This window comes from Streptomyces noursei ATCC 11455, from assembly GCF_001704275.1.
GTDB classification, from domain to species: domain Bacteria; phylum Actinomycetota; class Actinomycetes; order Streptomycetales; family Streptomycetaceae; genus Streptomyces; species Streptomyces noursei.
In genome coordinates, this window is record NZ_CP011533.1 from 7,764,926 (window position 1) to 7,788,679 (window position 23,754).

The following is a 23,754-nucleotide window of genomic DNA, read 5'->3' on the forward strand; positions in this document are numbered from 1 at the left end:
TCGAAGGATCGTTTCGGCGGTGCGCTGGTAGGCTGGCGATTGGCCGTCGACCCCATGCGGGAGAGTCCTTTGTCGTTCGCGACCAGGGCGCCGAAGGAGCAAATCCTCCCCGGAATCTCTCAGGCACACGTACCGCATGGACGAGGTCACTCTGGAAAGCAGGGCGGGCCACGGACAGGCACCATGCCGGAACCCCTCCTCACCGACGGTGAAAGCCGGACCGCAGCCCGCGGACCGGTGAAGCTCTCAGGTTGAGATGACAGAGGGGGAGGCCGTCCGGGCACCAGCGCCGTGGTGCCCCTCGTAGGTCGTACTGACCAGGAGGCCCCCGCAGATGAACACCCACCGCATCTCCCTGACCGAGCTGGAGCGGGGCATCCCGTTCGAGCAGCGGCACGTCGGCCCCGACCACGAGGCGCAGGCGAAGATGCTCGCGCAGGTCGGCTTCGGATCGCTGGACGAACTCACGGCCACCGCCGTGCCCGACGTGATCAAGAGCACCGAGGCACTCGGTCTGCCGGAGGGCCGCACCGAGGCCGAGGTCCTGGCCGAGCTGCGCGCGCTCGCCGACCGCAACCAGGTGCTGTCGCCCATGATCGGGCTCGGCTACTACGGCACCTTCACGCCGCCGGTGATCCTGCGCAACGTCATGGAGAACCCCTCCTGGTACACGGCCTACACGCCCTACCAGCCGGAGATCTCGCAGGGTCGCCTGGAGGCCCTGCTGAACTTCCAGACCGTCGTCGCCGACCTGACCGGACTGCCCACCTCCGGTGCGTCGCTGCTGGACGAGGGCACCGCCGCCGCCGAGGCGATGGCGCTCTCCCGCCGGGTCGGCAAGGTCAAGCAGGGCGTCTTCCTGGTCGACGCCGACTGTCTGCCGCAGACCGTCGCCGTGATCCGGGCCCGGGCTGAACCGACCGGTGTGGAGGTCGTGGTCGCCGACCTGTCCGACGGCATCCCCGAGGAGATCGCCGAGCGCGGCGTCTTCGGTGTGCTGCTCCAGTACCCGGGCGCGTCCGGCGCGGTGCGCGACCCGCGCGCGGTGATCGAGCGGGCGCACGAGCTGGGCGCGATCGTCACCGTCGCCGCCGACCTGCTCGCGCTGACGCTGCTCACCCCGCCCGGTGAGCTCGGCGCGGACATCGCGGTCGGCACCAGCCAGCGCTTCGGCGTCCCGATGGGCTTCGGAGGCCCGCACGCCGGCTACATGGCCGTCCGCGAGCAGTACGCCCGCAGCCTGCCCGGCCGTCTGGTGGGCGTCTCCGTCGACGCCGACGGCAACAAGGCATACCGCCTGGCGCTGCAGACCCGCGAGCAGCACATCCGCCGCGAGAAGGCCACCAGCAACATCTGCACCGCGCAGGTGCTGCTCGCCGTCATGGCCGGGATGTACGCCGTCTACCACGGCCCCGACGGGCTGCGGACCATCGCCCGGCGCACCCACCGCTACGCCACGATCCTCGCCGCGGGCCTGCGGGCCGGCGGGGTCGAGCTCGTCCACGACGTCTACTTCGACACCCTGACCGCACGGGTGCCCGGCCGGGCCGCCGAGGTCGTCGCCGCCGCCCGCGAGGCCGGCATCAACCTCCGCGAGGTCGACGCCGACCTGGTCGGCATCGCCTGCGACGAGACCACCGGGCGCGCCCAGCTCACCGGCGTCTGGGGCGCGTTCGGCATCCAGGGCGACATCGAAGCGCTGGACGCGACCGTCGAGGAGAGCCTGCCGCAGTCCCTGCTGCGCACCGACGACTACCTCGGCCACCCGGTCTTCCACCAGCACCGCTCCGAGACCGCGATGCTGCGCTACCTGCGCACCCTCGCCGACAAGGACTACGCGCTGGACCGGGGCATGATCCCGCTCGGCTCCTGCACGATGAAGCTGAACGCCACCACCGAGATGGAGCCGGTCACCTGGCCCGAGTTCGGTCAGCTGCACCCCTTCGCCCCCGCAGACCAGGCCCAGGGCTACCTCACGCTCATCCAGGAACTGGAGGAGCAGCTGGCCGCGGTCACCGGCTACGACAAGGTGTCCATCCAGCCCAACGCCGGCTCCCAGGGCGAGCTGGCCGGTCTGCTCGCGGTCCGCGCCTACCACCGCGCCAACGGGGACGAGCAGCGCACCGTCTGCCTGATCCCGTCGTCGGCGCACGGCACCAACGCCGCCAGCGCCGTGATGGCCGGCATGAAGGTCGTCGTCGTCAAGACCGGTGCGGACGGCGAGGTCGACATCGACGACCTGCACGCCAAGATCGAGAAGCACCGGGACGAACTGGCCGTCCTGATGGTCACCTACCCGTCCACCCACGGCGTGTTCGAGGAGCACATCACCCAGATCTGCGCGACGGTGCACGAGGCCGGCGGTCAGGTCTACGTGGACGGCGCCAACCTCAACGCCCTGGTCGGCCTGGCCGAGCCCGGGAAGTTCGGCGGCGACGTCTCGCACCTCAACCTGCACAAGACGTTCTGCATCCCGCACGGCGGCGGCGGCCCCGGCGTCGGCCCGGTCGCGGTCCGCGCCCACCTGGCGCCGTACCTGCCCAACCACCCGCTGCAGCCCACCGCGGGCCCGGAGACCGGCGTCGGGCCGATCTCCGCCGCCCCCTGGGGCTCGGCCGGCATCCTGCCGATCTCGTGGACGTACGTCCGCCTCATGGGCGGTGCGGGCCTCAAGCGCGCCACCCAGGTCGCGGTGCTCGGCGCCAACTACATCGCCAAGCGCCTGGAGCCGCACTACCCGGTGCTCTACACCGGCCCCGGCGGACTGGTCGCCCACGAGTGCATCGTCGACGTCCGACCGCTGACCAAGGCGACCGGAGTGAGCATCGACGACGTCGCCAAGCGGCTCATCGACTACGGCTTCCACGCGCCGACGATGTCCTTCCCCGTGGCCGGCACGCTGATGATCGAGCCGACCGAGAGCGAGGACCTGACCGAGCTGGACCGGTTCTGCGACGCGATGATCGCCATCCGCGCGGAGATCGAGAAGGTCGGTTCGGGGGAGTGGGACAAGGACGACAACCCGCTGCGCAACGCCCCGCACACCGCGGCGGCGCTCGGCGGCGAGTGGAACCACCCCTACAGCCGCGAGGAGGCCGTCTTCCCTGCCGGCGTCAACGCCGCGCAGAAGTACTGGCCGCCGGTGCGCCGGATCGACGGTGCCTTCGGTGACCGCAACCTCGTCTGCTCCTGCCCGCCGCTGGACGAGTACGACGTCTGATCACCCCCCGCCACCGGTGACCGGTGGCAACATCAAGGGCCCTCGGCGGATGCGCCGGGGGCCCTGGTGTACGTGCCGGGTGACTGCGGGGTCACGCGGCGGCGGTGACCCGCGGCGGGTCGACCGGCCGATGCGGCGCGATAACCTGCCCGTCCGGCAGCAGCTCACCGGTGTCCTCGAAGAGCAGGACGCCGTTGCACAGCAGGCTCCAGCCCTGCTCCGGGTGGTGCGCCACCAGCTGGGCGGCCTCCCGGTCGGTGGAGTCGGCTGATGGGCATGGCGGTTGATGCTGGCACATGGAAAATGTCTTTCGCTGCGGAGTGGTGAACGTCGTGCGGCTCGATGCGATGCTCATGGCCGCTCCCCCGTTTCCTGTCGGTCCCAGTCTTGCCCTACGGACGGGATTCCGCAGGGATTTCGCAGCAGCGCTACACACTCGATACGGACGTGTCACCCGTGCGGGCGGTTGCTTCCAATTGCGCGCCCGCCCGCAGGCGTTGGCGCGCTACCGGCGCACAGGGGCGCACAGCGTGGTGCGCCCCGCGGCCGGAGAGGTCACGGGGCGCATGGGTGCGGGGTGTCGTGAGCGGTGCGGGGCCTCCGTACCGCGTGACGCGGCGGGCCCGCGGCGGACGGTCAGGCCGGCTCGCGGAGCAGGGGCGTCGGGCCCAGGCGGAGGGTCAGACGGGGCAGCAGGTCGGCGACCCGCTGCGGGAGGTAGGAGGCGATCCCGGGCGGGGCGGGCGCCAGCGGCACCAGGAGATCACTAGCGGCGGGCATCCCCTCCGCGCCGTCCGCGGTGAGGTCGTGGTGGAGCCACAGGGTGAGCATGTACAGCTCCGGCACGGACAGCAGGCGCGGCTGGTAGGGCGCGGTGAGCGACTCGGCCTGCTGCAGGGCCCGTTCGGTCGCGGCGACATAGGGGCCGTCGCAGAAGTGCGAGAACGTCCAGCCGTCGGCGGTCAGCCGGGCCTCGGCGGCGGCCACGGCGCGCTCGCCACCGCGGATCAGGAAACGCCAGCCGGCGAGGCGGGTGCGCGGCGGGCCGGCCTGGCTGACGTCGTCCCAGACGTGCACGGGCAGCGGGTGGTCGGGGCTCAGCGGCCCCTGATGGGTGCGGAGCGCGGCGGCCGGGGCCTCGCGGACCGCGGTGGGGGAGCCGAGGGCACTGAGGATGCTGCGCAGGGCGGGCGCAGGGGAGGGAGGAACGTGCAGCGGCATGGCGGGTCGCCTCTCACTTAGGAGACACGGTGGAGCGTGGCAGTGCGGACGGCGCTGTCTGCGGGCGGGTCAGAGCCTGGCCGACCGCAACTGCGGACCGACGGGTCGGCAGCGGTGTCGGGGCACCGATGGGGGCACCGCCGCGCTGGGCGCCAAATCTCTGCCTCGTCTGCGAAGTTTATACGACATATGTTCTGGAAGTGTTTCGGCTACTCGCCTTGTGGATTTCTGGCAAGATGGAATCCGGTCCGCCATCCGGGGTGATTTCCGCCGCTTTGGGCGGGAACTGGGAGAGGCCACCTCGTAATTCTTCGACGAAGCGGTAGGCCGGAACCCGTCGGTGTTTTTTACGAGCGAATTGCGGTGGGTGTCGGCCGATCAGATATGCCCCTGGAAAATGCCTCGGGCGCGCTCTTTGAGAGTAACGGTACCGGCATGCCCTTGAGGCGTTATCGATCAGACTGCCGGGGCATCATCGACCGTAGCCCGTACCCCGGCGTGCCGGGGGCGGTACCGACCAGCCCGTGGCCGCGAGCCGTTCACCTAGGAGGGACCCGCCGATGGGGGAGAAGGTCGCCGCGGAGGGGAACGACCTGGTGGACCGGGAGCGCTATCGAAGAAAGCTGCACGACTGCCTGGAGGGATTGCGGCGACTCCTGACGGAGAAGCGGTTCGACCGCCCCAAGAATCTCATGGGGCTGGAGATCGAGCTCAATCTCGCGGGCGCCGACGGGCGCCCCCGCATGCTGAACTCGCAGGTCCTGGAAAGGATCGCCAGCGGCGATTTCCAGACCGAACTCGCGCAGTGCAATCTAGAGGTCAACATCACCCCGCACCGATTGTCCGGACGCGTACTGGACCAGCTCGCCGAAGAACTCCGCACCGGGCTCGGCTATGCGGAGCGAAAGTCCCGGGAAGTCGCCGCCCGCATCGTCATGATCGGCATCCTGCCGACCCTGAACGCCGACGACCTCACCGTCGCCAGCCTCTCCGCCAACGACCGCTATGTGCTGCTCAACGACCAGATGCGGGCCGCCCGCGGCGAGGACTTCGTCATCGACATCCAGGGCGTCGAGCGCCTGATCACCCGCTCGCCGTCGATCGCCCCCGAAGCCGCCTGCACCTCCGTGCAACTGCACCTCCAGGTGACGCCCGGGCGGTTCGCCGCCGTCTGGAACGCCGCCCAGGCGATCGCCGCCGCCCAGATAGCCGTCGGCGCCAACTCCCCGTTCCTGTTCGGGCGGGAGCTGTGGCGCGAATCGCGACCGCCGGTCTTCCAGCAGGCCACCGACACCCGCGCACCCGAACTCCAGGCCCAGGGAGTGCGCCCGCGCACGTGGTTCGGCGAGCGCTGGGTGGACTCCGCCTACGACCTGTTCGAGGAGAACCTGCGCTTCTTCCCGCCGCTGCTGCCGCTGTGCGGACCACAGGACCCCCTGCGCGTCCTCGACGAGGGCGGCGTGCCCGACCTCGCCGAACTGATCCTGCACAACGGCACGATCTACCGCTGGAACCGCCCCGTCTACGCGGTCGCCGACGGCCTCCCGCACCTCCGCGTCGAGAACCGGGTGCTGCCGGCCGGCCCGACCGTCGCCGACGTCATCGCCAACACCGCCTTCTACTACGGCCTGGTGCGCGCCCTCGCCGAGCAGCCGCGCCCCGTCTGGACCCGGCTCCCGTTCACCGTCGCCGCCGCCAACTTCGACACCGCCTGCCGCCACGGCATCGACGCCACCCTCCGCTGGCCCCGGCCCGGCCGCGCCGGCGGCCTCACCGAGATCCCCGCCGTGCGCCTGGTGCAACAGGAACTGCTGCCGCTGGCGGCCGCCGGGCTGGACGCCTGGGGCATCGAACCGGCCGACCGCGACCACTACCTGGGCATCATCGAGGCCCGCTGCGCACGCCGGACCAACGGGGCGTCCTGGCAGGCCGCGGCGTTCCACCACGCACTGCGGCAGGGACTGCCCCGGGACGCCGCCCTGGCGGCGATGACCCGGCGCTACAGCGAGCTGATGCACACCGGGGAGCCGGTGCACACCTGGCCGGTGCCATGGGCGGCCGGCGCGGCCGTCGTACCGGCGCAGCGCCGGCCGGCGGCCGGGGGCACCGTCGCGTGACGCCCGCCGTGGAGCGCCCCGGCGAGGCCGTCCGGTCGGCTGACGCCGGTGCCGCAGTCGGTGCGGATCCGCGGGCTCGCCGCCGGGGAGTCGTCGACGGGCAGGCCCGCCACCTCGACGGCGACCGCCAGCCGGTAGGTGTACGTGCCGACCCGCCCACGGGGGGCAGGCCGCCGTGACGTGCAGCGGCTACGGAAGCCGGCCGAGTGGATCCGGGCCAGGAGCCGGGCGCCGCCGACGACGATCTCACCGTCCCGCCAGCGCCATCGACGGCGAGGCGTCCACGGCGGTGGTGGTCCGGGCGCTCTGCACCGTGAGGCTCCACATGCCCAGCAGCGCTTGGAGCTCCTTGGACGTCGGCGGGTCGGTGGGAGCGGCGGCGAACGGCTGCGGTGCACGGCCGCCCGCCTTGCCGGTCAGCGGTGGGTCGGCGCTGCCGTTGCCGGCCCGGAAACCGTGGTCGCGCAGGGTCTGCTGCCCCGAGGTGTCGTCCAGCAGCGTCATGAAGCGGTTGGCGGCGCGGTTCTGGTCGGCGGTCAGGGAGTCCTCGTCGACGAGGGTGTACGGGTAGGTGAGCTGCGCCGTGCCGTCCGTGGGGTAGAAGAGGTCGAGCGCGGGGCCGGCGTCCCCACTGGTGTTGTGGGCGTACGCGGCCTGTTCGGACAGGAGCAGCGCCTGGTTGCGGCGCGGATTGCCCTGTTCGGCCCCCGAGCCGTTGCGCGGCAGGGTGGCCAGTACCTGGTCGTCGCCGTCCGCGACCCGCTCGTGGAGCAGTTTGGCGGTGGCCGCGGTACGGGTGGCGGCCACGTCGCCGCTGCCGGCCTCCTTGCGGTCGGCGGCGTCGATGCGGGCCAGGGCGAGCAGCCCGGTGGCGCTGCGGGCCGGGTCGGCGACGCCCAGGCGCAGCGCGCCACCGGAGGCGGCCCGGGTCAGCGCGGTCCAGGAGTAGGTCTTCGCAGGCCAGCCGAGGGTCTTGGCGGCGTCGTGGACCGCGCCCAGCGCGAGCGGCGAGGAGGCGACGGCGCCGACGGCGGTCAGGGTCGACCCCCGGTTGTCGGTGACCTGGTTCACCCACAGGTCCGAATCGGGCACCCATACCTGGAAGTCCGGGTTGGCCGGCCGCTGCCCGAGCGAGTCGGCGACCTCGGCGGAGGGCCGCGCATCGATCTTGACGTCCAGGCACCTGCCGTCCGTGCGGACCGCGTCCTCGCGGGCCTTGTCCGCCACCGCGTTCAGCGCCGGCGCGATATCGGGCGAGGCGATCACTTCCAGCCGTACGGAATCGCCGTCGCACGACGTGCCGAAGGGGAGGAGCCCGCCACGCAGCGCCACGACGGAGCCGGTGGCGGCGATCACGAGGACGGCGGTGGCGAGGACGACCGTCCTGCGGCGGGTTCGGGGGGACCCCGTTCCCTGTGGTGCGGAGTCGTCAGGCAAGCTGTGACGTCCCATGCGGTAGCGCCTCTCCTGATACTCGGAGTTCCGGAGCCCCGGACCTCTATCGGGATCGATGCGGACGGAAACACCCACGTGGAGCGCGACCGTCCCGGCCTGTCGCGAGCGATCTTCGTACCTGCTTTCGAGACCCTAGCGGGGCGACGGTGGTGAAGAGGCGGTATTGCGGAAGTGGAGGAACCTTTGCAGTCGGATACAAGTCCCGTGGCGGGCGCGGACGTTCCGGGCGCGGGGAGCGGCTCGGGGCGGCCCGTCGAGGCGGCCGGCGAGCCGGCCCGGAGCGTGCTGCGGAACGAGACGCTGATCGTTCTGGCGCTCTCCCTGGGAGCCAGTGCGGTCTCCGCGCTCATCAGCTTCATCGGGTCACTGACCAAACCCGGCGGCCTCAAGCACCAGGCGGCGACGCTCAACGCCTCGCACGCGCCCGGCCGGCCCTGGCTGGATCTCGCCTGGCAGCTGTTCGGTATCGCGACCGCACTGGTGCCGGTGGTGCTGGTGGCCCACCTGCTGATGCGGGAACGGGCCGGTGGACTGCGCGCCATCGGCTTCGACCGGCGACGGCCCGGCTTCGATCTGGGGGTCGGCACCGGGCTGGCGGCGGCCATCGGGGGCAGCGGGCTGCTGCTCTACCTGGGCGCGCGGGCCGCCGGCTTCAATCTGACGGTGGTGCCCGAGGCGCTGCCCGACGTGTGGTGGAAGATCCCGGTGCTGATCGCCTCCGCGGTGCAGAACGCCGTCCTGGAGGAGGTCATCGTCGTCGGATATCTGCTGCGCAGGCTGGGGCAACTGGGGTGGACGCCGTGGGCGGCGGTCGCGGCCAGTTCGGTGCTGCGTGGTTCGTACCACCTCTACCAGGGCATCGGCGGCTTCGTCGGCAACATGGTGATGGGCGTGATCTTCGCCCTGGTATACCGGCGCTGGGGCCGGGTCGGCCCACTGGTCGCCGCGCACGCCCTCATCGACATCGTCGCCTTCCTGGGCTACGCGCTGCTCGCGGGGCGGGTGCCCTGGTTGCCCACGGGGTGAGGCGCGGCATATGGAGGTGCGGGGCGGGTGGCCTGGTGGCCCCCGCCCCGTTCCGTGTCCGGACGGCGGCGGTCAGGCGAGCAGTTCGCCGTCGATGACGGTCACGGCCGAGCCGGTCAACAGGGTGCGCTCGCCGCGCAGCTCGGTGCGGACCAGGCCGGTCCGGGTGCCGCCCTGGAAGCCGACCAGGTTGCCGCGGCCCAGGCGTGCCGACCAGAAGGGGGCGAGCGCGGTGTGCGCGCTCCCGGTGACCGGGTCCTCGTCGATGCCCAGGGCGGGGAAGAAGCCGCGCGAGACGAAGTCGTAGGCACCGTCGGGGTCTTCGGCGCGGGCGGTGGCCATCACGCCTCGCCCGCCGTGTCCGGCCAGCAGGGCGCAGTCCGGCGCCAGGTCCCGTACGGCCTTCTCGTCGGCCAACTCGATCAGCAGGTCGCCGACGTCGGGCCCGGTGTCGTGCGCGGAGCGGATCTCGGCGCCCAGTGCCCGGGCGACGACGTCCGGCACGGCCACGGGGGTCAGTGGGGCGGTGGGGAAGTCCATGGTGATCGAGCCGCTGTCGTCGGCATGGGTGATCAGCACGCCGCTGCGGGTGCTGAAGCGCACGGTGCCGGTCGCCGTGCCCGTGGTGTGCAGCACGTGCGCGGTGGCCAGAGTGGCGTGCCCGCACATGTTCACCTCGGCGGTCGGGGTGAGCCAGCGCAGCGCCCAGTCGGCGTCGCCGCCGGGGGGAAGCGGGTGCGCGAAGGCGGTTTCGGAGAGATTGACCTCGGTGGCGACGTGTTGGAGCCAGGCGTCCTCGGGGAACGCGTCGGCGTCCAGCAGCACGACGCCGGCGGGGTTGCCGGCGAACGGACGGTCGGTGAAGGCGTCGACGATGCGGATCCTCATGGCCGGAGCGTAGGCGTGCCGCAGAGCCATGGGCCAAGGCCAATCCCGGGACATTGGACCTGGTTGGCGGCTCCCGCGGTGCTCCGCCCGGTACTGCGCCGTGAACGCCGTCGAGGACGTGCCGCCGGCGCTGGTGCCGGCGCTGCCGCGTTCGCTGCCGCTGCTCGCGCCCCGCCGGAGCGGAAGCGCGGTCGCCACGGTTGCCACGGCGTCGCGGTCGTCAGAGCGTCGCGATCGCCGGGGCTCGGCGGCGCGCGTTCGGGAGCCACGGACTCCGGCGGAGAAAAGGCAACGGGCGACCCTTGCTCGCCGAACACTCCCGATATATCGTTGAAGCATCGCGATCGGTCAACGATTGCGAGCGATAGCACGTGCGTGAGCACGGATGACGAGAGGGAGGACGCCATGCGTTCCCAGGGATACGAGTACGGACCCGATCACGGACACGAGCACCGTGGCCCCGGACGCCGCGGTGGACACGGTGGCCACGGGGAGTTCGGCGGCGGTTTCGAGCGGCGGCGCGCCGCCTTCGGCGGCTTCGGGCCGCCTTTCGGGGGTCCGCCCTTCGGTGGTGGCCGGGGGCGCGGCGGACCGCGCGGCCGGGCCCGTCGTGGCGATGTGCGGGCCTCGATACTGGCGCTGCTCAAGGACCGCCCGATGCACGGGTACGAGATGATCCAGGAGATCGCCGAGCGCAGCGGCGGGGCGTGGAAGCCCAGCCCCGGCTCGGTCTACCCCACCCTCCAGCTGCTGGAGGACGAGGGGCTGATCACCAGCGCCAGCGAGGGCGGCAAGAAGCTGTTCTCGCTCACCGAGGCCGGCCGCGCCGAGGCCGACGGCGGCTCCGACGCCCCTTGGGAGGACGCCGGTCGCGGCGTCGACTGGGAGGCGATGAACGAGATACGGAAGGCGGGCGGCGGCCTGGTCGAGGCGTTCCGTCAGGTGTGGGCCACCGGCAGCCCCGAACAGCGGGAGAAGGCCATGGCGGTGGTCAACAAGGCCCGCAAGGAGCTGTATCTGATCCTCGCCGAGGAGGACTGACGCGGCGGGCCGGGGCGGCGGTGCCGTAGGGCGCGGCCGCCCCGGCGGCGGCTCAGGCGACCAGGCCGGCGAGCGTGCGCAGCGACTCGTTCAGTGCGGCGCTCGCCGAGTCCTTCAGCTTGGCCGCCATCAGTGAGACCGCGGCGCCGGTGAAGGTTCCGTCGATCCGGACCGTGGTCGCCTCGCCGTCGGGCGTCAGCTGATAGCGCATGCCGAGGTTGACGCCCATCGGGCCCTTGCCCTTGACGGCGAGCAGGCGGCCCGGCTCCAGCTCCTGCACGGTCCAGGTCACCTCCGCCGGGAAGCCCATCAGCTTCATGTTCTCGTCGTAGGTGGCGCCCGCGTGGAGGGGCTGAGGGCCGCCGTGCGGGAAGTTGGTGTGGGTGGCGTTCCACTGTCCGTAGGAGTCGAAGTCGGTGAGCCGGTCCCAGACCTTCTCGGCCGGTGCCTCGATCCGGGCCTGGGCGGTGACATCGGCCATGCGTGCACCCCTTCGGTGACGGCGTCCTGGCTGGTGCGCGGAACGTAGCGGTACGGCGGCGAGGGTTCAATAGCAACCGCCGGGCTTTACTGATGGATTGTCAGTTCCGTATGGGGCGAGGTCGTGTCGGGCGGGTCGGCGGGCGGTCCACGGATGTCGGTGCGGCCCGCGCGTCGGATCCACCCGACAGGTCCTGGCCGCCGGCCCCGGGTGTCGACAGTCGCGCCGTGGCATGCGGGCGGCGGGGCTCGGTTGTCGCCCGCGACCTGGCGATATGGGGTGGGTGAACGGGGGTGCTCCTGTTTGCGACGATATGCCCGACCTCCACGTTCTCTCCGCATATCCTCCGTGAGGATGAGATCGTGTGTCGGCTTCCCCAACCAGGGTGGGATGTGCAAATGCTTCCCGCCGGGGATGCTCCGGCCTTTCAGGACTGGTGGGGTGGGGCTGTGCAAAACCGTACTGCGTACAGTGGCGGCGACCGCTCCGCCCAGGAGGACCCCGACAGTCAGCTCACCGTGGAGCTCGCGTCGGTGGTGTCCGCTGCCCGCAGGCGCGCCACCCGCGACGGCGACCACCAGGTCGACACCGCACACCTGCTCCACGGACTCCTGGAATGGGACCCCGCGGTCCGCGAGGTCTTCGACGGCGGCCAGCAGGTCGCCCGGCTGCTCGGTTACCTCGTCCAACGCAGCATCGGCTACGGCCTCCAGTGGCACGGCACCGTCGAGGACTCCGGCGCCGTCCCGATGGTCGCCGAAGGCGGCGTCCCCGGTTGGTCGCCCGCCGCGGCCGCCGCCATGGACGGCGCCCTCGATCGCGCCCACGCCCGCTACGCCACCCGCGCCGGCTGCCTCGACCTCCTTGCCGCACTGGTCGACGACCCCGAATCCCGGGCCGTCGAGGTCCTGCGCCGGGCCGCCGTCGACACCGCCCGGCTCGCCGCCCGCCTCGACGGCGACCAACAGCCCGTACCGGACTGACCGGGACATCGCGCACGCCCGCCCCGCGGCCCCCGCGTATCGCCTGATGAGACAGGGGTTTCGGGGGATGACGCTGCTGACCGCGACTGTCATGATGACCCGATGCACGCCTCATCGGGGAGCCCGGCAGGCCACACCACCGGCCCGGGCCACGGAACTTCAGGGTCCACGGGGACCCCACGGTCGGCCGCACCCGGCCCGCGCGCCGGACGCGGCGCCGGACTCGGCATCGCCCTGCTCTCCGCGCTCGCCTTCGGCGGCTCGGGAGTGGCGGCCAAGCCCCTGATAGCCGCCGGCCTCGAACCGCTGCACGTCACCTGGCTGCGCGTCACCGGCGCCGCGCTGGTGATGCTCCCCGTCGCCTGGCGCCACCGCGACCTGCCCCGCCGCCGGCCCGCGCTGCTCGCCGGCTTCGGACTGCTGGCCGTCGCCGGAGTCCAGGCGTGCTACTTCGCCGCGCTCTCCCGCATCCCGGTCGGCGTCGCGCTGCTCATCGAATACCTCGCCCCGGCCCTCGTCCTGGGCTGGGTGCGCTTCGTCCAGAAACGCCCCGTCAGCCGCGCCGCCGCCGTCGGCGTCGTCCTCGCCGTCGGCGGACTGGCCTGCGTCGTCGAGGTGTGGTCCGGCCTCAGCTTCGACGCCCTCGGTCTGCTCCTCGCACTCGGCGCGGCCTGCTGCCAGGTCGGCTACTTCGTCCTCTCCGACCACGGCGGCGACGGCGAGGGCGACGCGGTGCCGGACCCCCTCGGCGTCATCGCCTACGGCCTGCTGATCGGCGCGCTCATCCTCACCGTCGTCGCCCGGCCCTGGAACCTGCACTGGTCGGTACTGGGCGGCAGCGCCGACATGAACGGCATCGAGGTCCCCGCGGCGCTGCTGCTCGCCTGGATCGTGCTGGTCGCCACGGTGGCCGCCTATCTCACCGGAGTGGTGTCGATCCGGCGACTCTCCCCGCAGGTCGCCGGCGTCGTCGCCTGCCTGGAAGCGGTGATCGCCACCGTGCTCGCCTGGGTACTGCTCGGCGAACACCTCTCCGCGCCCCAGATCACCGGCGGCGCGGTGGTCCTGATCGGCGCCTTCATCGCCCAGTCCGCCAAACCGCGGACCGAACCGGGAGAGGCCGGCACCGTCACCGTCGCCGGCGGGGGAGCGCCCGCAGTCGACGCCCACGGGCCCCGGACCGCGCGGGACGGCACCACCGAGCCCTCCGGCGACGAGTTGTCGGCCGGTTCCCCCACGACATAGGCTGACGATCATGCATTCGACTGTGCTGCCCCCTCCCGCCGCGTAAGGCGGGCGGCGGCCTCCGAGGAAATCCCGGCCCGGGCGGAGTCCCGAGTCGGTTGACGCTGCCCGCACACGGGACCACGCGACCATGCCACGGCGCCCAGCGCCGTCCTGGATTTCCCGGAGTACAGCTCCCATGCACAGCACATCCCACCCCGCCCTGCCCGTGGGCCGGGGACTGGCCTATGTCTCCTTCGCCGCGACCGCCTGGGGCACCGCCGGCGCGGCCGCAGCCCTCCTCTACCACGGCAGCGGACTCGGCCCCCTCGCCCTCACCTTCTGGCGCACCTTCGGCGGCCTGCTGCTCCTGCTTGCCGTACGGGCGGCACGGCGGCACCGGACCGGCAGCACGACCGACACCACCAGCCCGTTGCCGGCCGAGCCGCTGCGCCGCCGCGCCGCACGGGTCGCGGTCACCGGCATCGCCCTCGCCGTCTTCCAGGCCGCCTACTTCGCGTCCGTCGAAGCCACCGGCCTGGCCGTCGGCACCGTCATCACCATGGGCGCAGGACCCGTCCTCATCGCCATCGGAGCCCGCCTGACCATGGGCGAACGGCTCGGCGCCGGCGGCATCCTGGCCGTCGGCGGGGCGCTGACCGGCCTGCTGATCCTCGTCCTCGGCGGCGACGGTGCCGCCACCGTCCGCCCGGCCGGCGTCGGCTACGCCGTGCTCTCCGCCGCCGCCTGCGCCGTGATGACCCTCACCACCCGCCGCTTCGGGCGGGGCGGCGGCAGCGACCCCTACGCCTCGACCATCAGCGCGTTCGCGGTCGGCGCCCTGTGCCTGCTGCCCCTCGCCGCGGCCGAGGGGCTGTGGCCGTACGCCCACGACCTGGGCCGCAGCCTGCTCCTGCTCGGGTACATCGCCGCCATCCCCACGGCCCTCGCCTACGGCCTCTACTTCGCCGGACTGGCCGTCGTACGGGCCGCGACCGCTTCCGTGATCTCCCTGATCGAACCGGTCTCGGCGGCGGCCATCGCGGTGCTGTTCCTCGGTGAGCGACTCACCACGGCGACGGCGGCCGGCACCGCCGTCCTGCTCACGGCCGTCGCCGCGCTGGCGGTGACGGAGGCCCGCGGCCGGGACCGCGGCGAGCTCCGATAGCCGCACGGCGGCTGGTCCTACGGGACCAGCCGCCAGAACTGCCGCTTGTCCCTGTCCCGGACGACGAGACCCAGCCGGGCCAACTCGTCCCGCAACTCCCGGGCTTCCTCGGCCGTCCCCGACTTGCCGAGGGCCCGCTCGCGCGCCGTGAACAGGGCGTTCGCGCCGATCGGCAGCCCCGGGGTGTCCGGGACCCAGCGCCGGAACTCGTCCTCGTGCGGATCGCCGTCCGCCCAGTCGTAGCCGTGCGCACGGAAAGCCCCGGCGAGGCGTTGGACGCTCAACGTGCAGCCCTCCCGCGCGAGTTCGGCGGTGTCCTGGCCGAGGAGGACCAGCTCCTTGCCGTCCCGGAACGCCAGTTGGACCGCCGCGCGCGGGAACGCGCGGGGCTTCGCCCGCCGGGTGAGCACCACCTCGTCGTCGGCCACGCGCACGGCCAACTCGTCGTGCTGCCCGAACAGCGCGGCCGCCAGCCCCAGCACCGCACCCAGCGCCAGGACACCGAGCGTCAGCCAGGGTTCCGGGATCGACGTCAGCAGCCTGGCCGGGCCCTGCCAGGGCGCGTGCTCCAGCGTCACCAGCCACTTCGCGAGCAGCCGCACCAGCCAGCCGACGCCGGCGCCGAGCGCCGCGAACATCACGCAGACGGCGACCACCATCGCGGTCGAGTCGGCCAGGACGGTGGGGCCGGGCGGCCCACCGGGCTCCGATCCCGGCGCGACGGGGCCGGAAGTGGGCTGCGGCTTGTCGGTGTCCATGTGTCTGATCCCCCTGGGTAATGCGGGTCGTGCGCGTCGCCAGCAATAATAAACCGAGTAGGCGGTCTATTATTGGCCACGGAGCGGCCGAAGCCCGTCCCGGCGACAACGCCGGAGCCGCCAGGCGGATCAACCGACGCAGGGGACACGGGCAGAAAGGCGAGAGCGCCATGAGGAAGATCGACCCGGCGAAGCACCGCGCCCGACGCCGGCACATCGTGCACACCGCCGCCCAACTCTTCGCCGCCAAAGGCTTCGAACGCACCACCACGGCCGAGATCTGCAAGGCCGCCGGCATGAGCTCCGGCAACCTCTTCCACTACTTCCCCAACAAGCGCGCGATCTTCCACGCCATCTTCGAGGACGACGCCGGGGAGACGGGGGAGAGCAAGGCCGAGCGGCTCGCCCGGGCGCAGGCCGGCGACGACCCCTGGGCGGCGCTGCTGGAGGTCGTGGACCTCCTCACCGCCGACGCCATGGACCCGGTCGCCCCGCCGCTGGTCATGGAAGCCGTCGTCCAGGTGCACCGTGACCCCGAACTCGACGCCCTGCTCGGCCGGGACAACGCCCTGGAACGCACGGCCCTCACCACCCTGCTCACCAGGGCGGCGGCCGCCGGCCAGATCGACCCCGCGCTCGATCCGCACGACGCCGCGACCTGGGTCCAGGCCCTGATCGCCTCGCTCTACAGCAGCGCGGCCGCCGACCCGGAGTTCAAGCCCGCCGCACAACTGCCCGTGCTGCACCTGATCCTCCGGCGCTTCCTCCAGGCGCCAACGCACCGCGAGAACACGCCCGAGGCATGACCGGCGGGTGCGCCGCCGCGCTCAGCGGGCGTCGTCGTCCTCCGCGCGCGACCGGGGCTTGGCGCGCACATGGATGCGCTCGCCCTGACGTCCGAAGAGACTGAGGACCTCCACCGGGCCGTCCCCCGTACTCCCGAACCAGTGCGGCAACCGGGTGTCGAACTCCGCCGCCTCGCCCGCCCCCATGACCAGATCATGGTCGGCCAACACCAGCCGCAACTGCCCCGCCAGCACATACAGCCACTCGTACCCCTCGTGGGTACAGGGGTCCGGCGTGCTCCGCGTGGCCGGAATGACCATCTTGAACGTCTGCAGCGGACCCGGATGACGGGTCAGCGGCAACACCGTGGCGCCGTGCATGTGCCGCGGTTTGAGCCGCACCCGCGGATCCCCGACCTCCGGCGCCCCGACCAACTCGTCCAAGGGGACCTGGTGCGCCTGCGCGATGGGGAGCAGCAGCTCCAGACTCGGCCGGCGCTGACCGGACTCCAACCGGGACAGCGTGCTCTTGGAGATCCCGGTGGACTCGGCCAGCGCGGACAACGTGACGCCGCGCTCGGTCCGCAACCGCTTCAGGCGCGGACCGACCTCGGCGAGGGCCTGGGAAATGGCAGATGAGTGTTCCACACCGTCCATTGCACCGCGCCATTCCCGGATTCGGCAACAAACATTGCTGAGAACGCGACGCCTGGCGCAGCCTGCGGACGGAGGTGATCGCAATGAGCGAGACGAACGCGAAGGCGGAGGTCCAGGTGGAGGCCGAGGTGGAGGTCGAGATGAACACCGGGATGGCGCGGAGCCACGGCGGCGGGGCGGAGAGCGCCGCACACGGCGCCGGGGACGCCCACCACACGCACGGTCCGGCCCGCGACGCGGACTGGGACGTCGTGGTCGTCGGGGCCGGCGCGGCCGGGCTGAACGCCGCCCTGGTCCTGGCCCGGGCCCGCCGACGTGTGGCAGTGATCGACGGCGGGGCACCCCGCAACGCACCGGCCGACCGGATGCACGGCTTCCTCTCCCGGGACGGCATGCCACCGGCAGCCCTCTTGGAGGTCGGCCGCACCGAACTGGCCGCCTACGGAGCCGAATTGATCACCGGCCGGGCAACGGAGATCACCCCCGACCTCGGCGTGCGGCTCGCCGGCGGCCCCGAACTCCGCGCCCGCCACGTCCTGGTCGCCACCGGCCTGCGCGACGAACTCCCCGACCTCCCCGGCCTCCGGGAACGCTGGGGCCGGGACCTGCTGCACTGTCCCTACTGCCACGGCTACGAAGTCCGCGACCGGCCGCTCGGCGTACTCGGCAGCCACCCGGGCTCCGTGCACCAGGCGCTCCTGCTGCGGCAGTGGTCGGACGACGTCGTCCTCTTCCCGCACCAGCTGGACCCGAGCGACGAGGAGCGGGAACGGTTGGCGGCGCGCGGCGTGCGGATCGCCGAGGGGACGGTCAAACGGCTGGTGGTCGACGACGACCGCCTGAGCGGGGTCGAACTGGCCGAGGGGCACGTCGTGCCGCGCGCCGCCGTCTTCGTCTTCCCGCGGATGGTGCCGCACGACACCCTGCTCACCGCGCTGGGCTGCGCACGGAACGAGGACGGCTGGGTGCGCACCGACCCCTCGGGACGGACCAGCGTGCCCGGCGTGTGGGCCGCGGGAAACGTGGCCGATCCGCGGGCGCAGGTCGTGACGGCCGCCGGCATGGGGGCGGCCGCCGCCTTCGCCCTCAACCTCGACCTGGTGGAGGAGGACGTCGAGCGGGCCGTGGCGGAACACCGGGCGACGGTCGGGGCGCACCGCTGACCCCCGCGGCCGGAGCGCGGCGGACCACCGGATGAACGACCCGCTCGTCGTTCATCCGGTGTGCGGTGTGCGGTGTGCGGTGTGCCGGGCACTGTGTGCTGGACATGTGTCGGGCGTGCGTCGACTCCTTCTTCTCCTACCTCTTCTACCTCTCCTGCCTCGCTACCTTGTCCCGTTCGAGCGGCTCGTGGTCGGCGTGGAGCCGCCGGCGGCCGCGAGGCGACGCTGCTGGTGACGGCGCGCCGCGGCATCGCCGGCACCGTCCCGCTCGGCGAGACGTTCCGAGATACGGTGCTGGACCGCCTCGCTCCGCTTGCCGCCGTACTTGAACTTGGCCCGCACGTCGAGCACTTCGAGGCGCAGCCCGCGGATGCCGGGCAACTGCCGACCGTACGGGGCCGCGTCGGCGACGACCGGCGCCGAGCCGCCGTCCGGCTGGAAATGGGCCAGCTGGCGTTGCAGCAATGCGGCCTTGGCCTCCGGATCGTCCACCACGTGCGCGGTGCAGCGGAGCTGGACCGCCGCGTAGAAGCTGGTGGGGACACCGTGCTCGGGCGGCTGGTCCTCGCCGGCCTGCCACGGGCCGGGGATGAAGGTGTAGTCGTCCACCACGCTCAGCAGGACCGTCGGACTGTCCAGCAGCGCGGACCAGATGGGGTTGGGGCGGGCGAGGTGGGTGACGGCCTCGCGGCGCGCCGGGTCGTACGCGAAGTGCAGCGGCTGCACCCACGGCGGCTCGCCGGCGGAGCCGTTGACCGCGAGCTGTCCGAAGTCATGGGCGGCCAGCCACTCCTGCCATTCGGCATCGTCGCCGGGAGCGTCCCAGGGATGGATGAGCATCGGTGCTCCTCAGCGGGTGGAGAAGTAGTCCGGGGCGGGGATGCCGGGGGCGAGGTCGTCGGCCGGTATCGGGGCGCCGTACGCGGCGGAGACGGGGAGGACGCCGCTCCAGTGGGGGAGGGCCAGGTCCTCGGGATCGTCGTTGGGGCCGCCGGTGCGGATCTTCGCGGAGACCTCGTGCAGATCGAGGCGGAGCACGGCGGTGGCGGCCAGCTCCTTGGCGTTGGCGGGCCGGGAGTCCGCGGCGCGGCCGGGCAGGACGTGATCGACGAGGGCGTCCAGCGCGGCCTTCTTCTCCTCCCGGTCGGTGACCTGGTGAGCGGTGCCGTGGACCACGACGCTGCGGTAGTTCATGGAGTGGTGGAACGCGGACTTGGCGAGGACCAGGCCGTCGACGTGGGTCACCGTGAGACAGACCGCGAGGCCGGGGTCGGCGCTCTGCCCGCCGGCCATCCGCAGCGGGCGGGAACCCGTCGAACCGTGCACATAGAGACGGTTGTCGACCCGGCCGTAGAGCGTCGGCAGGACGACCGGTGCGCCGTCGCGCACGAAACCGAGATGACAGACGTGGCCCTCGTCGAGGATCGCGTGCACCGTCTCCTCGTCGTACCTGGCTCGCTCCCGGGCCCGGGTGGGGAGGGTGCGATCCGTCGCGGCGAAAGACTTTCCCTCGGCCATTGCGAACTCCATTGCACTAGTACATAATCAGCTTTGTGCTAGGAGAGTATCGGATCGAAGGGCGGCGCGCATCGGAGATTGCCGCAAGCGTCGAGCGAGCCATCGGTGCCGGCGAGCTCCAACCAGGCGAAGTGCTGCCCCCGCTAAGGGAGTTGGCTGTCTATCTGGAGGTGAATCCCAATACGGTCGCGTCCGCGTACCGCACGCTCCGCGACCGGGGAGTGATCGAAACCGCGGGCCGGCGAGGCAGTCGCGTCCGCCCCAGACCCGCCAGCACCTCCCGCGAGGCGCTGCGCGTGGTAGCCCCGCCCGGCGTCCGGAACGTCGCCGACGGCAACCCCGACCCGACCCTGCTCCCTCCGCTGGAGGAAGCCCTGGCCGAAGCCGCCGCGCGTAACACACGACGCCCCGTCCTCTACGGCATGCCCGCCGTCGACGACGACCTCGAAGCACTCGCCCGGGCGGCGTTCACCCGCGAGGGAGTGCCCGAGAGCCCCATCGCCGTCGCCAGCGGATCCCTCGACGCCATCGAACGCGTCCTCGCGGCGCACCTGCGCCCCGGAGACGCCGTGGCGATCGAAGACCCCGGCTGGGGCAGCCTGCTGGACCTCATCCCCGCCCTCGGCCTGCGCCCTGTGCCCGTCGGGGTGGACGACGAGGGCCCGATCCCCGAGCGGATGGCGGCGGCACTCGACGGCGGGGCCCGCGCGGTCGTCGTCACCGACCGGGCACAGAACCCCACGGGCGCCGCCATCAGCGGCCCCCGCGCCGCCGAACTCCGCACCCTGCTGGCCGGACACCGCGGAGTGCTCCTCATCGAGGACGATCACGGCCATGGCATCGTCGATCTCCCGCTGCACCCGCTCTCCGGCGTCACCGACCACTGGGTGCTGGTCCGCTCGACTGCCAAGGCGTACGGCCCCGACCTGCGCCTCGCGGCACTCACCGGCGATCCGATCACCATCGACCGGGTCCGCGGGCGCCAGCGCCTCGGCCCCGGCTGGGTCAGCCATCTCATCCAGCACGCGGTGGTGCACCTGTGGCGCACGTTCGCGATCGACCCCGAGGCCGTCGCCGGCGCGTACGGCGCACGACGGGACGCGCTGATACATGCCCTGGAGGAGCGCGGAGTCCCGGCACGAGGACGCAGCGGGATGAACGTCTGGGTACCGGTCCCCGACGAAACGGGTGTGGTGGCCCGACTCCTGCACTCCGGTTGGGCGGTCGCCCCCGGTGCTCGCTTCCGCATGCAATCCCCGCAAGGCATTCGGATCACCGTCTCCGGCCTCGCCGCCGACGACGTCGCCCCCCTGGCCGACGCGATAGCCGAGGCGATGGGGGCGGGGGTGGGGGAGGCGCGGAGGTATGAGTGAGGTGGTCGGTGAGGGGTGCGGATAGGGGGGCGTGGGGTGTGGGGTGGGGTGGGTGGGGGGGGTGGGGGGGGAGGCCCCCGGGGGGAGAGAGGGAGGCGAGGGGTGAGAGGCCCGGTCGGGCGTGCTGGGCGTAGGAAGCGGGCTGCTCGCGGGGGGGGGCGGAGCCCCGTGCCCGTAGGGGAGCGGTTGGCCCCCCGAGAGGTTCGGGGGCCGGGGCGGAGTCGCGCCTGCCGGTTTTCGGCCGGGCGTTGGGGCTTCGCTTCGACTCCGGCTTCGGCTCGGGTCTTGCGGCTGTGGGGTGGTTGCTGCGGACGGCTACGAGGCGCGGGGCTTGCTTTGGGTGAGAGCGGCGCCGGCCAGGACGATGACGGCGCCCACGGGAGTGTTCCAGGCGAGGTGCTCGTTGAGGAGGGCCACACCGGACGCGGTGGCGATGACGGGGGTGAAGTAGGTGACCATCTGGGCGGTGGTGGGTCCGACCTCCGCGACCAGGCCGTACTGGAGAAGGAACGCGACGCCGGTACCCAGCGCGCCGAGGGCGAAGACGGCGAGGAGCGGGACGGCCGGGAACGCGGTCGGCATCGGGGTGAACAGCACAGTGACCACGGCAAGTTGGAGGGTGGCGAGCAGTAGCTGGGCACTGATCTTGGCCAGGTGTGAGTGCTCGTCCCGTGCGAGGGTGCGGCGGACGTAGATCCAGCCGATCGGGTAGCTGAGCGAGGCGCCCAGGGCCATGGCGGTCCCTGTCAGATCGGTGCCGGAGAAGCCTTGCCAGGCACCGAGGACGGTGAGCACCCCCAGGAATCCGATGCCGAGTCCCGCGACCCGGCGTCGGGTGGGGCGGTCCTCCGAGAGCGCCACGACCGACAGCGCCATGCCCCACAGTGGCGAGGTGGCATTGCAGATGCTCGCCAGTGTCGAGGGGATCGTCAGCTCGGAGTAGGCGAAGAGCGAGAACGGCAGCGCGTTGAGGAGGAGCGCGGCGACCGCGAGGTGGCCCCAGGTCCGAGCCGAGCGGGGGAGTCGTTCGCGCTTGATCACGAGGAACACCAACAGCACCAGTGCGCCGAACGCCACCCGGCCCAGCGAGACTTGCAACGGCGCGAAGCCCTCGGTGCCCAGTTTCATGAAGAGGAAGCTGAATCCCCAGACCAGGCAGAGGAAGGCGAAACGGATCTGCCAGGCGAAGGTACGGCGCGGCGCGGCCGTGTACTGGGCGGAGCGTGGGGCGGTCGAGGTCGCGACGGGTGCCGGTGCGGACCTGGGGGCCGGGACGTCGGCGGAGATGGCGCGTGCAGAGGGCGCGTCGGTGGTGCTCATGGTGTCTACGATGCAGGCATTCAAATTCGTAGCACAAGTGAGAATTAATGGCAGGTATCGCTTAGCATTACTTATATGTTGAACCTTGATCGGCTACGGACGCTGTCTGCCATCGCCCGGCACGGTTCGGTCAGCGCGGCAGCCGAAGGGTTGCATGTGACGACCTCGGCGGTCTCCCAGCAGATCGCCAAGCTGGAACGCGAGACCGGGCAGCAGCTACTCGCGAAGAACGGGCGGGGAATCCGACTGACCGACGCCGGTCGGCTGCTCGCCGACCATGCGGCGCGCATCCTCTCCCAGGTGGAGCTGGCGCAGGCCGAGCTGGAGGCGCATCGCGGTCAGCCCGTGGGCGAGCTGCGGATGAGCGCTTTCCCGACCGCGGCGCGCGGACTCTTCCCGTCCGCGCTCGCCGCCTTGCGTGCCGAACATCCGCAACTCCGCCCGCGGCTGCGGGAGATGGAGCCGGACGACTCGGTGCGCGGTGTGGTCCGCGGTGACGTCGATCTGGCCGTCGTACTCGACTGGTACAACCGGCCGTTGTCGCTGCCCGAGGGGCTGGCGAAGGCGCCGCTGCTCGACGACCCCTCGGATGTGGCGATGCCGTCGGACCATCCACTGGCCGGGCGGGAGTTCGTGGAGTTGGAGGAGTTCGCGGGCGACGAGTGGATCTCCTGGCCGCAGGCGGGGTTCTGCCATGACTGGCTGATCTTCACGCTGCGCAGCAAGGGGGTGGAACCGCGTATCGCGCACCTGGCTGAGGAGCATCACACCCAGCTCGCCCTGATCGCGGCCGGGTTGGGCGTCGCGGTGGCGCCACGACTGGGGCGCGGACCGGTGCCGGATGGCGTGAGTGTGGTGCCTGTACGTCATCCCATGCGGCGGCACGTCTATGCCATCTGGCGTGCGGACGCCGATCGCCGGCCCTCGATCCGGGCGGCCGTGGCGGCGCTCCGGAGGGCCGGGGAGCGCGTGGAGGCCGGGATGGAAGGGGTGGGGGGCCGTTCGGGGAGTGGGGGTGGGGTTGGGGGAGAGGGCTGAGGGGGGGTGGGGTGGGCGGTGGTTGTGGTGCGTGAGTGCTGCGTGCGCGCTCCCCCCGGCCCGCCCCCTCCTTCCCCCCTCCCTCCCCACCCACCCCCTCCACCGCCGTCGCGGGATTGCTCGTCCCCATGCGCATTTCCATGGGGATTCCCTGTGCCCGTGCCCCAGGTAGACGTCGGTTCCCTGAGGGGCATTTGGGGGTGCCTGGCGTGCTGGGCACGGCCGGGACGTACGTCGCCGCCCCGGCCGTGCCTGGCCCGGCCATGCTCGTTCCCGGATCGAGGCAGGTCAGCTTGAATCGTGTTCGGCCACATCAGG

Annotated in this window: 21 protein-coding genes and 1 riboswitch; of the genes, 11 read left to right on the forward strand and 10 right to left on the reverse strand. The window is 72.2% G+C overall.

The genetic code is table 11. From position 1 onward, the window contains the following. Window positions 1–47 precede the first annotated feature (47 nt). Window positions 48–145: riboswitch (glycine riboswitch) on the forward strand. 189 nt (window positions 146–334) lie between these two features. Continuing rightward, on the forward strand, window positions 335–3,220 hold the full coding sequence (gene gcvP, locus SNOUR_RS33115) for an aminomethyl-transferring glycine dehydrogenase (RefSeq protein WP_067354430.1): 2,886 nt from the start codon (window positions 335–337) through the stop codon (window positions 3,218–3,220). Between the two features lie 91 nt (window positions 3,221–3,311). On the opposite strand, the gene SNOUR_RS33120 is transcribed toward gcvP, so the two are convergent. Beyond that, a complete protein-coding gene (locus SNOUR_RS33120; RefSeq protein ID WP_039638273.1) occupies window positions 3,312–3,518 on the reverse strand; it encodes a DUF5999 family protein in 207 nt (68 codons plus the stop codon). 338 nt (window positions 3,519–3,856) lie between these two features. Beyond that, the gene (locus SNOUR_RS33125) at window positions 3,857–4,441 is read right to left on the reverse strand and encodes a hypothetical protein (RefSeq protein WP_067354433.1); all 585 of its coding nucleotides are present in this window, start codon (window positions 4,439–4,441) and stop codon (window positions 3,857–3,859) included. Between the two features lie 560 nt (window positions 4,442–5,001). On the opposite strand from SNOUR_RS33125, the gene SNOUR_RS33130 reads away from it, so the two are divergent. Beyond that, window positions 5,002–6,558, forward strand: coding sequence for a glutamate-cysteine ligase family protein (locus tag SNOUR_RS33130; protein ID WP_067354435.1), 1,557 nt, complete (start codon window positions 5,002–5,004; stop codon window positions 6,556–6,558). 246 nt (window positions 6,559–6,804) lie between these two features. On the opposite strand, the gene SNOUR_RS33135 is transcribed toward SNOUR_RS33130, so the two are convergent. Next, window positions 6,805–8,010 carry a substrate-binding domain-containing protein gene (locus SNOUR_RS33135; RefSeq protein ID WP_079143008.1) on the reverse strand — a complete coding sequence of 402 codons (1,206 nt, stop codon included), beginning with the start codon at window positions 8,008–8,010 and terminating at the stop codon, window positions 6,805–6,807. Window positions 8,011–8,217: 207 nt separating this feature from the next. Here SNOUR_RS33135 and SNOUR_RS33140 point away from each other — a divergent pair, with 207 nt between their 5' ends. Next, complete coding sequence (locus SNOUR_RS33140) at window positions 8,218–9,039, forward strand: CPBP family intramembrane glutamic endopeptidase (RefSeq protein WP_067354440.1); 822 nt, start codon at window positions 8,218–8,220, stop codon at window positions 9,037–9,039. A gap of 72 nt (window positions 9,040–9,111) precedes the next feature. Here the strand turns inward: SNOUR_RS33140 and SNOUR_RS33145 are convergent, their stop codons facing one another. Next, window positions 9,112–9,927 carry a PhzF family protein gene (locus tag SNOUR_RS33145; protein WP_067358980.1) on the reverse strand — a complete coding sequence of 272 codons (816 nt, stop codon included), beginning with the start codon at window positions 9,925–9,927 and terminating at the stop codon, window positions 9,112–9,114. A 405-nt stretch (window positions 9,928–10,332) separates the two neighbouring features. Between SNOUR_RS33145 and SNOUR_RS33150 the strand changes: the two genes are divergently transcribed. Then, the gene (locus SNOUR_RS33150) at window positions 10,333–10,968 is read left to right on the forward strand and encodes a PadR family transcriptional regulator (protein ID WP_067354443.1); all 636 of its coding nucleotides are present in this window, start codon (window positions 10,333–10,335) and stop codon (window positions 10,966–10,968) included. Between the two features lie 52 nt (window positions 10,969–11,020). Here SNOUR_RS33150 and SNOUR_RS33155 read toward each other — a convergent pair whose 3' ends face one another. Next, window positions 11,021–11,449, reverse strand: coding sequence for a type II toxin-antitoxin system Rv0910 family toxin (locus SNOUR_RS33155; protein ID WP_067354445.1), 429 nt, complete (start codon window positions 11,447–11,449; stop codon window positions 11,021–11,023). Window positions 11,450–11,898: 449 nt separating this feature from the next. Between SNOUR_RS33155 and SNOUR_RS33160 the strand changes: the two genes are divergently transcribed. The 3 genes from SNOUR_RS33160 to SNOUR_RS33170 all read left to right on the forward strand — a co-directional run bounded on the left by SNOUR_RS33160 (window position 11,899) and on the right by SNOUR_RS33170 (window position 14,824). Beyond that, window positions 11,899–12,432, forward strand: a complete 534-nt coding sequence (locus tag SNOUR_RS33160) for a Clp protease N-terminal domain-containing protein (RefSeq protein ID WP_067354448.1) — start codon at window positions 11,899–11,901, stop codon at window positions 12,430–12,432. Window positions 12,433–12,534: 102 nt separating this feature from the next. Beyond that, window positions 12,535–13,677 carry an EamA family transporter gene (locus SNOUR_RS33165; protein ID WP_079143010.1) on the forward strand — a complete coding sequence of 381 codons (1,143 nt, stop codon included), beginning with the start codon at window positions 12,535–12,537 and terminating at the stop codon, window positions 13,675–13,677. A 178-nt stretch (window positions 13,678–13,855) separates the two neighbouring features. Beyond that, on the forward strand, window positions 13,856–14,824 hold the full coding sequence (locus SNOUR_RS33170; protein WP_067354451.1) for a DMT family transporter: 969 nt from the start codon (window positions 13,856–13,858) through the stop codon (window positions 14,822–14,824). A 17-nt stretch (window positions 14,825–14,841) separates the two neighbouring features. Here the strand turns inward: SNOUR_RS33170 and SNOUR_RS33175 are convergent, their stop codons facing one another. Then, window positions 14,842–15,582, reverse strand: coding sequence for a YqeB family protein (locus SNOUR_RS33175; RefSeq protein WP_067354453.1), 741 nt, complete (start codon window positions 15,580–15,582; stop codon window positions 14,842–14,844). Window positions 15,583–15,752: 170 nt separating this feature from the next. On the opposite strand from SNOUR_RS33175, the gene SNOUR_RS33180 reads away from it, so the two are divergent. Then, window positions 15,753–16,388 (forward strand): TetR/AcrR family transcriptional regulator, encoded by a 636-nt coding sequence (locus tag SNOUR_RS33180; RefSeq protein ID WP_067354456.1) that lies wholly within the window; start codon window positions 15,753–15,755, stop codon window positions 16,386–16,388. Between the two features lie 21 nt (window positions 16,389–16,409). Here the strand turns inward: SNOUR_RS33180 and SNOUR_RS33185 are convergent, their stop codons facing one another. After that, on the reverse strand, window positions 16,410–17,024 hold the full coding sequence (locus SNOUR_RS33185) for a helix-turn-helix domain-containing protein (RefSeq protein WP_229921822.1): 615 nt from the start codon (window positions 17,022–17,024) through the stop codon (window positions 16,410–16,412). Between the two features lie 83 nt (window positions 17,025–17,107). On the opposite strand from SNOUR_RS33185, the gene SNOUR_RS33190 reads away from it, so the two are divergent. Beyond that, window positions 17,108–18,187 (forward strand): NAD(P)/FAD-dependent oxidoreductase, encoded by a 1,080-nt coding sequence (locus tag SNOUR_RS33190; protein ID WP_376738556.1) that lies wholly within the window; start codon window positions 17,108–17,110, stop codon window positions 18,185–18,187. 162 nt (window positions 18,188–18,349) lie between these two features. Here the strand turns inward: SNOUR_RS33190 and SNOUR_RS33195 are convergent, their stop codons facing one another. Then, on the reverse strand, window positions 18,350–19,027 hold the full coding sequence (locus SNOUR_RS33195; protein ID WP_067354459.1) for an FMN-binding negative transcriptional regulator: 678 nt from the start codon (window positions 19,025–19,027) through the stop codon (window positions 18,350–18,352). A gap of 9 nt (window positions 19,028–19,036) precedes the next feature. Further along, window positions 19,037–19,705: a pyridoxamine 5'-phosphate oxidase family protein gene (locus tag SNOUR_RS33200; RefSeq protein ID WP_067354461.1), complete on the reverse strand. Its 669-nt coding sequence runs from the start codon at window positions 19,703–19,705 to the stop codon at window positions 19,037–19,039. A 35-nt stretch (window positions 19,706–19,740) separates the two neighbouring features. On the opposite strand from SNOUR_RS33200, the gene SNOUR_RS33205 reads away from it, so the two are divergent. Then, entirely contained in the window at window positions 19,741–21,078 is a 1,338-nt protein-coding gene (locus SNOUR_RS33205; protein WP_067354463.1) for an aminotransferase class I/II-fold pyridoxal phosphate-dependent enzyme, read from the forward strand. A 315-nt stretch (window positions 21,079–21,393) separates the two neighbouring features. On the opposite strand, the gene SNOUR_RS33210 is transcribed toward SNOUR_RS33205, so the two are convergent. After that, entirely contained in the window at window positions 21,394–22,398 is a 1,005-nt protein-coding gene (locus SNOUR_RS33210; RefSeq protein ID WP_067354465.1) for a DMT family transporter, read from the reverse strand. 75 nt (window positions 22,399–22,473) lie between these two features. Here SNOUR_RS33210 and SNOUR_RS33215 point away from each other — a divergent pair, with 75 nt between their 5' ends. Further along, on the forward strand, window positions 22,474–23,436 hold the full coding sequence (locus tag SNOUR_RS33215) for a LysR family transcriptional regulator (protein WP_067354468.1): 963 nt from the start codon (window positions 22,474–22,476) through the stop codon (window positions 23,434–23,436). Window positions 23,437–23,754: the final 318 nt, after the last annotated feature.